General features: G+C 67.5%; 2 pseudogenes. One reads left to right on the top strand and one right to left on the bottom strand.

From position 1 onward, the window contains the following. Positions 1 to 1,477 (bottom strand): annotated as a pseudogene (locus DBR20_RS23160) (excinuclease ABC subunit A); the annotation flags it as partial. 2,691 nt (positions 1,478 to 4,168) lie between these two features. Here DBR20_RS23160 and DBR20_RS23165 point away from each other — a divergent pair. Beyond that, positions 4,169 to 9,152 (top strand): annotated as a pseudogene (locus tag DBR20_RS23165) (glucoamylase family protein); the annotation flags it as partial.

The following is a 9,152-nucleotide window of genomic DNA, read 5'->3' on the forward strand; positions in this document are numbered from 1 at the left end:
CCGCCTCAGGGCCGACATCCACCAGCCATTGCGCGCGGCGCATCAGCTCAAGGTCATGCTCGACAACGAAGACCGAGTTCCCGCCGTCGCGCAGCCGGTCCAGGGCGTCGTACAGCGCTTGGCTGTCGGCGGGATGCAGGCCGGCCGATGGCTCGTCAAGCACGTACAGCACACCAAACAGCGACGAGCTGAGCTGCGTGGCTAGCCGCAGGCGCTGGAGTTCGCCGGCCGATAGCGTTGGCGTGGCGCGATCCAGCGAGAGATACCCCAGGCCCAGGCCACGCAACTGCCTTACACGCGCCATGACCCCGCCGGCGAGCCGCTGTGCAGCCAAGCGCTTCTCTTCCGACAATGCCGAGGTCAGTCGTACGTCGGGGGCCGAAGCATGGCTGGCACCACCGCTGGCCGCTCGCTGGGTGCGATCGCGGCGCGTGGCACCTCCTCTGTTGCTTGAGCCACGGCTGTGGGTGCTGAAATCGCCGTGCGCGATGGGCTCGAGCAGATCCGCCAGTTGATCCATCGGCAGCCGCATGAATTCACCGATATCCACACCGGCGAAGGTGACCGAAAGTGCCTCCGGCTTCAGGCGCTTTCCGTGACAGGCCGGGCACAGCTTGCCTTCCATGTAGCGGGAAACCCGCTTGCGCATCAGCGCGCTCTGGGTATTGGCAAACGTGTGCAGCACGTAGCGGCGGGCACCGGTGTACGTGCCCATGTAGCTGGGCTCCAGCTTGCGCTTGAGAGCGGCACGGGTCTCGGCAGGCGTGAAGCCAGCATAGACCGGCGCGGTCGGCGTTTCCTCGGTGAACAGGATCCACTCCCTGTCCTTCTTCGGCAGCTTCTTCCACGGAATGTCGATGTCGTAGCCGAGCGTGACCAGGATGTCGCGCAGGTTCTGGCCATGCCATGCCGGCGGCCAGGAGGCGATGGCGCGCTCGCGGATGCTCAGCGACGGGTCCGGAACCATCAATGCTTCGGTCACTTCGTAGACGTGCCCAAGGCCGTGGCAGGTGCTGCAGGCGCCCTGCGGCGTATTGGGTGAGAAGTCCTCGGCGTACAGCATGGGCTGATTGGCCGGGTATGCCCCTGCACGCGAATACATCATGCGCACCAGGCTGGACAGCGTGGTGACACTGCCCACAGACGAACGTGCATTGCTGGCGCCACGCTGTTGCTGCAGGGCCACTGCCGGTGGCAGCCCATCGATGGCATCCACATCGGGCACGCCCGCCTGGTCGATCAGGCGTCGTGCATACGGCGCAACCGACTCGAAGTAGCGCCGCTGCGCCTCGGCGAAGACTGTGCCGAACGCCAGCGATGACTTTCCGGAACCCGAGACCCCGGAGAACACCACCAGTGCATTGCGCGGAATGGAGACATCGACATTCTTGAGGTTGTGCTCGCGCGCACCGCGCACCTCGACGCAGCCGCTGGCTGCGGTAGCGCATGACGACTCACCAAAGGGATTGTTGGACATCTTCGCGATCCTGCAGGCAGTAAGCGGCACGCATCAGGGCGTGCCCGGTGAAGCATTCTCGCTGCTGCGGGATGAATGTGGCGAGGGAGTTCCGTCCTCGGGGCTCAACTCTGGCATCACGGGCCGACAGCCCGCTCTTCACGGCTACCACGGCACCCGCAATGCAACTATGCAGGACGCGCCCTCCCCCCTCGGTAACCCATGCCCCACCTTCGTCGTCTATTTGGCCGCTGGCTGCGCCTGCGTCGTCGCGTGCGTTGGCGCTGGCGTGAGCACCAGGCCTCGGTACCGGCCATCGAGGCCACCGAGGGCCCATTGCGTGCCGCTCTGTACAGCGTTGAACAGATGGAGGTGTACGGCCGCGCACTTGCACGCCAGCATCGCGTGCGCATGCGCCCCGGCCCGGAGCGCTTGCTCGATCGGCTGCAGGCCAATGAGCGTGTGCTGGAAGACGCCAATACGCTGCTCAGCAGTGTGGTGCGCGAACAGCGGCCGGTAACCCCGGCGGGGGAATGGCTGCTCGACAACTACTACCTGATCGAAGAACAGATCCAGACCGCGCGACGCCACCTGCCGCGCGGCTACAGCCGGCAGCTGCCGTCGCTTGTCTCGGGCCCCTCGGCCGGGCTGCCGCGGGTCTATGAACTGTCGATGCAGGCCATTGCGCACGGCGATGGCCGCATTGACGCCGACACCCTGGGCCGTTTCATCGCCTCGTACCAGTCGCTCGCGCCGCTGAGCCTGGGCGAGCTGTGGGCGGTCCCCATCATGCTGCGCCTGGCCCTGCTGGAGAACCTGCGGCGCATGGCCGCGCGGGTGATGCGCGATGGGACTGACCGTCGCCTGGCTTCACAATGGGCAGACAACCTCAATCAAGCCGCTTCCGAGACTCCGACCGATGTGGTCCTGGTGGTTGCGGACATGGCACGGTCCGCGCCGCCCTTGACCGGCGCGTTCATCGCCGAGCTGACGCGCTCGCTGCATGGGCGCGGGGGCGCGTGGGCCATGCCCGTGGCCTGGCTGGAGCAGTGGGCGGCAGCGGCTGGACAGCGCATCGACGAACTGGTCGCCGCCGAGGGCCAGCAGCAGGCGGCCGATCAGGTATCGATCGGCAACAGCATCGGCAGCCTGCGCTTTCTCTCCACCATGGATTGGCGCACCTTTGTTGAAGAGATGAGTGTGGTGGAACAGCGGCTGCGCGAAGACCCGATGGCCGTCTATGCGCAGATGGATTTCGCCACCCGCGACGCCTATCGCCACGTGGTGGAGAAGATCGCCCGCGGTAGCCGCATGGCAGAGGAACGCGTGGCCACCATCGCGCTGGACCTGGCACGGGCGGCGACACCGCCGGATGGGCCGCGCACGCACGTGGGCTACTGGCTGGTTGGCGAAGGCGTGAACGCCACTGTTGAAGCAGTGGCCGAGGCAGCACCGCGGCACCGCAAGGCACGGCGACTGGCACATCGCGTGCCGCTTGCGCTGTACCTGCTGCCCATCGTCCTGCTGGCGGTACTGGCTACCGCTGGCCTGCTGGCAACCGGCAGTGGCGCGGCACCCCTCTGGCTGGCCGCGCTGCTGGGGCTGCTGGTGTTCAGTGAGCTGGGCATCGTGCTGGTGAACTGGACTGCGACGGTGCTGGTGGCACCGAGGCCGCTGCCCAAGCTGGATTTCAGCGAGGGCATCCCTGCCGCCTGCGCCACCGTGGTCGCGGTCCCGTCGATGCTTTCCAGCGTCGACGGGATCGATGTGCTGGTGGAGGCGCTGGAAGTCCGGTTCCTGGCCAACCGCGATCCTCAGCTGCGCTTCGTGCTGCTGACGGACTTTCTCGACGCGGCGGAGGCCACGGCGGCGGCGGACGACACCCTGCTTGCGCACGCCACGGCACGGATCGAGGAGCTGAACACGCGCTACGCGCCCGAGCGCGGCGATCGCTTCTACCTGCTGCACCGCCCCAGGCAATGGAACCCGGGCGAAGGCGTGTGGATGGGGCACGAGCGCAAGCGCGGCAAGCTGGCAGCGCTCAATGCCCTGCTCCGCCTGGGCGATGCGGCCGCGTTCATGCGCATCATCGGTGACGCGGCTGCGCTGATCGGCGTCCGTTACGTGATCACCCTGGATTCGGACACACAACTTCCGCGCGATGCGGCCCGCGCCTTCGTCGCCACCTTGGCACACCCGCTCAACCGCCCGCGCTTCGATCCGACGCTGCAACGAGTGGTGGAGGGTTACGGCATTCTGCAGCCCAGCGTGGGCACCAGTCTGGGCCGGCGCCGCACCTCGCGCTTTGCCCGGATGTTCGGCAGCGAGCCCGGCATCGATCCGTACACACGCATGGTCTCGGACGTCTACCAGGACCTGTTCGACGAAGGCTCGTTCGTGGGCAAGGGCATCTATGACGTCGAGGCCTTCGAGCATGCGCTCGAGGGCCGCTTGCCAGAGAACCGCATCCTCAGCCATGACCTGCTGGAAGGCTGTTATGCACGCGCAGGCCTGGTCAGCGATGTACGCCTGTACGAGGACTATCCCGAGCGCTACGCCGCCGACGCCAAGCGCCGTGCGCGCTGGATCCGCGGCGACTGGCAGCTGTTGCCCTGGTTGATGCCGTGGACGCCACGCCCGGGCCCGGGATGGGAACGCAACCGGCTCAGTCTGCTGTCGCGCGGCAAATTGCTGGACAACCTGCGCCGCAGCCTGGTGCCGATCGCTGCCCTGGCCTTGCTGGTGGTGGGCTGGCTGTATGCCGCAAACCCTGCAGCATGGACGGCGTGGGTGCTGGCACTGTGGTACGCGCCGCCGCTGATAGGAATGCTGCGCGATGCCCTGAGCGTTCCGGACGACACACCGCTGGAAGCGCATTACATCAAGGTTGGGCGCGGTGCGCTGCAGTCGTTGCTGCGTGCGGCCACCCAGGTTGCGTGTCTGCCCTTCGAAGCGCTGCTGGCCGGGGACGCGGTGCTGCGCACGCTCTGGCGCATGGTCGTTACACGTCGTCACCTGCTGCAATGGAACCCCTCCAGCGAAGTCGAGCGCCGCCTGGGCAGCGACCGCGGCGCGGAATGGCGGGTGATGGCGCCGGCCTCGCTGCTGGCGCTCGTGCTGGTAGCCGTGGTGGCCAGCGTGCGTCCGCAGGCACTGCCGCTCGCCCTGCCCTTGCTGCTGGCGTGGACCTTTGCGCCCGCGTTGATGGCGTGGCTGGGCCGGCCGCCGGTCGCGAGCGTGGCGGAACTGTCCGTTACACAGCGGGCGTTCCTTGGCCGACTGGCACGGCGCACCTGGTCGTTCTTCCAGGCGTGGGTGCGCGAGCAGGATCATTGGTTGCCGCCGGACAACATCCAGGAGCATCCGTCGCTGGTGGTGGCACGTCGCACCTCGCCGACCAACATCGGCCTGTCCCTGCTGGCCAATCTGTCGGCGTGGGATTTCGGCTATCTGCAGCTGGGCGCGGTCGCTGAACGTACGGCCCTCACCTTCGATACGCTGGACCAGCTGCCGCGCCATCGCGGCCACTTCCTGAACTGGTACGACACCGAAACCCTGGCGCCGCTGCCGCCGCGCTATGTCTCCACCGTGGACAGCGGCAATCTTGCCGGCCATCTGCTGACGCTGCGCCAGGGCCTGCTTGCGCTGGTGGACGCGCCGGTGCTGGCGCCGCACACGTTCGACGGCTTGGCCGATACGCTCGGCGTGCTGGAAGAGGAACGGCAGCGCCATTGCCCCGACGATACGCAACTGAGCGAGGCGCTCAACCACCTTCGCCAGCGTCTGGCGTCAGCGCGTGTCGACCGCCCCGTCGGGACGGCGCAGATCCTCGCCCGCCTGCAGGAGCTGGTCGACCTGGCCGACGCCGTGCTGGTGCAGTGGCCGGCAGCGGAATCGCCCGAGGAAGGCGAGCTGCACTGGCCCGCCCTGTTCGCCGCCGAATGCCATGCTGCCCATGCGTCGCTGGCCGACCTCCCAGCCGATGCCGGCGCGGACGCCGAGGCAGCGGTGCCATCCCTGCGCCAGCTGGCCGGCCTGCAGGGTACGGTCGGTGCGGACGCGCGTGCGCGCATCCAGCAGCTGCAGGACCTGGCGCACCGCGCCGGGCAGTTCTCGCTGATGGAATACGGGTTCCTGTTCTACCGCACCCGCAACCTGCTCTCGATCGGCTACAACGTCGACGACCATCGCCTCGACAACAGCTTCTACGATCTGCTGGCCTCCGAAGCGCGCCTGTGTGCCTTCGTCGCCATCGCTCAAGGGCAGTTGGCGCAGGAAAGCTGGTTTGCGCTCGGCCGGATGCTCACCGAGGTCAACGGCACGCCGACGCTGTTGTCATGGAGTGGCTCGATGTTCGAGTACCTCATGCCACAGCTGGTGATGCCCAGCTATCCGGACACCCTGCTGGACCAGACCGCGCGGCATGCGGTCGAGGCGCAGATCGTCTACGGCCGCACCCTGAACCTGCCGTGGGGCGTGTCCGAGTCCGGTTACAACGCCGTCGATGCGCGCCTGAACTACCAGTATCGGGCATTCGGTGTGCCGGGGTTGGGGCTCAAGCGCGGCCTGGGCCAGGATCGGGTCATCGCGCCCTATGCCAGCATGATGGCGCTGATGGTGGCGCCGGAAGCGGCGTGCCAGAACCTGCAGGTGCTGGAAGGATTGGGCTTCTCCGGGCGCTTCGGCATGTACGAGGCGATCGACTACACCCCTGCCCGGCTGCCGCCGGGGCAGGATCACGTGCTGTTGCGTTCGTTCATGGCCCACCACCAAGGCATGGGACTGCTGTCGCTGGATTACCTGTTGCGCGACCAGCCGATGCAGCGCCGCTTCCTTGCCGATGTCGAGTTCCAGGCCACCTTGCTGCTGCTGCAGGAACGCATCCCGCGCATCGGCGTATTCCATCCGCATGAAGTCGAAGCCCTGGGCGAGCACTCCGCCATGGCAGAGGACGAGACGTCCCTGCGCGTGCTGCGCGACCCGGGTGGCCCGCGCCCGGAGGTGCAGCTGCTGTCCAATGGACGCTACCACGGCATGCTGACCCATGCCGGCGGCGGCTACAGCCGTCACGGCGACCTGTCGCTCACCCGCTGGCGCGAGGACGGCACCACCGATGCCTGGGGGTCATTCTGCTATCTGCGCGATGTGGACAGCGGCGAGTTCTGGTCTGCCGCGTACCAGCCCACCTGCGTGGCGGTGGACAATTACGAGGCGATCTTCTCGGATGCCAAGGCGGAGTTCCGTGGTACGCGCCGCGGCTGCGAGAGCCATCTGCAGGTGGCCATCTCTGCCGAGGACGACATCGAGCTCAGGCGCCTGCGCCTGACCAACCGCAGCCGTCGCTCGCGTACGGTGGAGATCACCACCTATGCCGAAGTGGTGCTGGCACCTGCGGCGGCCGACGATGCGCATCCGGCCTTCAGCAATCTCTTCGTGCAGAGCGAGATTCTGGCAGCCAAGCAGGCCGTGCTATGCACGCGCCGGCCACGTTCGCACGACGAAGTACCGCCGTGGATGTTCCATCTGGTCGCGGTGCATGACGCGGAGGTGGTGTCGATCTCCTACGAAACCGACCGTGCGCGCTTCCTGGGCCGTGGCAATACGCCACGGACGCCGCAGGCATTGACCACCGATACCGACCTCTCCGGCACGGATGGCTCGGTGCTCGACCCGATCGTGGCGATCCGCGTCCGCGTGGTGCTTGAGCCCGAGCAGACCGTGCAGCTGGACATGGTGTACGGCGTCGGCGGCGACCGCCCCGGTTGCGAGGTGCTGGTAGACAAATACCGTGATCGTCGCTTGGCCGACCGCGTCTTCGACCTGGCCTGGACGCACAGCCAGGTGGTGCGCCGGCAGATCAACGCAAGCCAGGCCGAGGCAGCGCTGTACGAGCGCTTGGCTGCCCACGTGCTGTATGCAGGACCACTGCTGCGCGCGGGTGCCGGCGTCCTGCTGCAGAACCAGCGCGGACAATCCGGGCTGTGGAGTCACGCGATCTCGGGCGACCTGCCGATCGTGCTTCTCAAGGTCACCGACGCGGACAACGTGGAACTGGTCCGGCAACTGGTGCAGGCACATGCCTACTGGCGCCAGAAGGGCCTCAACACCGACCTGGTCATCTGGAACGACAGCAAGGCCGGCTATCGGCAGGAACTGCAGGACCAGATTCTGGGGATGGTCGCCGCCAGTTCGGAGACAGGCCTGCTTGATCGCCCCGGCGGCATTTTCGTGCGGCCGGTGCAGAACATGACCCACGAGGACCGCATCCTGTTGCAGGCGGTGGCGCGGGCAGTGATCAGCGACGAGGACGGCACCCTTGCCGCTCAGGTCGGCCGCCAACCGCTGCCTCCGCGACGGATCCCTCCGCTGACACCGCAGGCGGTGCAGGAGGAACTGGCACTGACGTCGGAGCCGACCCCGGGGCTGCCCATCATTGCCGATTCGGCCCCCGATGCCGGCTTGCCCCCGGGCGCGGAGCACGACGAGGACGTGGACGACCCGTGGCCGTTCCTTCCCTACCGTGGCGCCGGCCAGTTCGACAACGGTACCGGCAGCTTCAGCGAGGACGGCCGCGAATACGTTGTGGTGGTGCGCGAAGACGCGCCAACGCCGGCGCCATGGGCCAACGTGATCGCGAACGCCCGCCTGGGCACGGTCGTCAGCGAGAGTGCACCGGGTTACACGTGGTTCGAGAATGCACACGAATTCCGCTTGACGCCCTGGCTCAATGATCCGGTGTCGGACACGGGTGGCGAGGCCTTCTACGTGCGCGATGAGGACACCGGTCGCGTGTGGTCGCCGATGCCGCTGCCACGCAGGGGCACCGGGGCGTACCGCACGCGCCATGGATTCGGTTACACCGTCTATGAGCATGTGGAGGACGGCATCGCCAGCGAGCTGTGGGTATTCGTCGACGTCACCGCGCCACTGAAGTTCTCGGTCCTGCGCTTGCACAACCTGTCGGGCAGGACACGGCGGCTGTCGGCCATCGGCTACGTCGAATGGGTGATGGGTGACCTGCGCGCGAAGTCGCGCATGCACGTGGTCACCGAACGCGACCACCAGACCGGGGCGCTGCTGGCGCGCAACGCCTACAGCACCGATTTCGGCGGCCGGATGGCCTTCTTCGACACCGATGCCGACGGCTGCGGCTGGACCTGTGATCGCCTCGAGTTCATCGGCCGCAACGGCAGCCTGCAGGCACCAGCGGCGCTGCGGCGCGAGCGTCTGGATGCACGGGTGGGTGCGGGCCTGGATCCCTGCGCGGCGATCCAGGTGCCGCTGGAGCTGGCCCCGGGCGACCGCAGTGAAACGACCTTCCGCCTTGGCGCAGGGCGCGACCGCGACGAAACGCTGGCGTTGGCGCGAAGCCGCCAGGGCGCTCAGGAGGCCATCGACGCGCTGGACGCGGTGCGCATCCACTGGCGCAATGTGCTGGCCACGGTGCAGGTGCGCACCCCGGACCCGGCGTTGGACGCACTGGCCAACGGCTGGCTGGTCTACCAGACCCTGGGCTGCCGCTACCTGGCGCGCAGTGGCTACTATCAGTCAGGCGGCGCGTTCGGCTTCCGCGACCAGCTGCAGGACGCGCTAGCCCTGGTGCACGCTCGCCCCGACCTGACCCGCGAACACCTGCTGCTATGTGCTGCACACCAGTTCACCGAAGGCGATGTGATGCACTGGTGGCATCCGCCGC

The organism is Stenotrophomonas sp. HMWF023, from assembly GCF_003060985.1.
Classification (GTDB): domain Bacteria; phylum Pseudomonadota; class Gammaproteobacteria; order Xanthomonadales; family Xanthomonadaceae; genus Stenotrophomonas; species Stenotrophomonas lactitubi.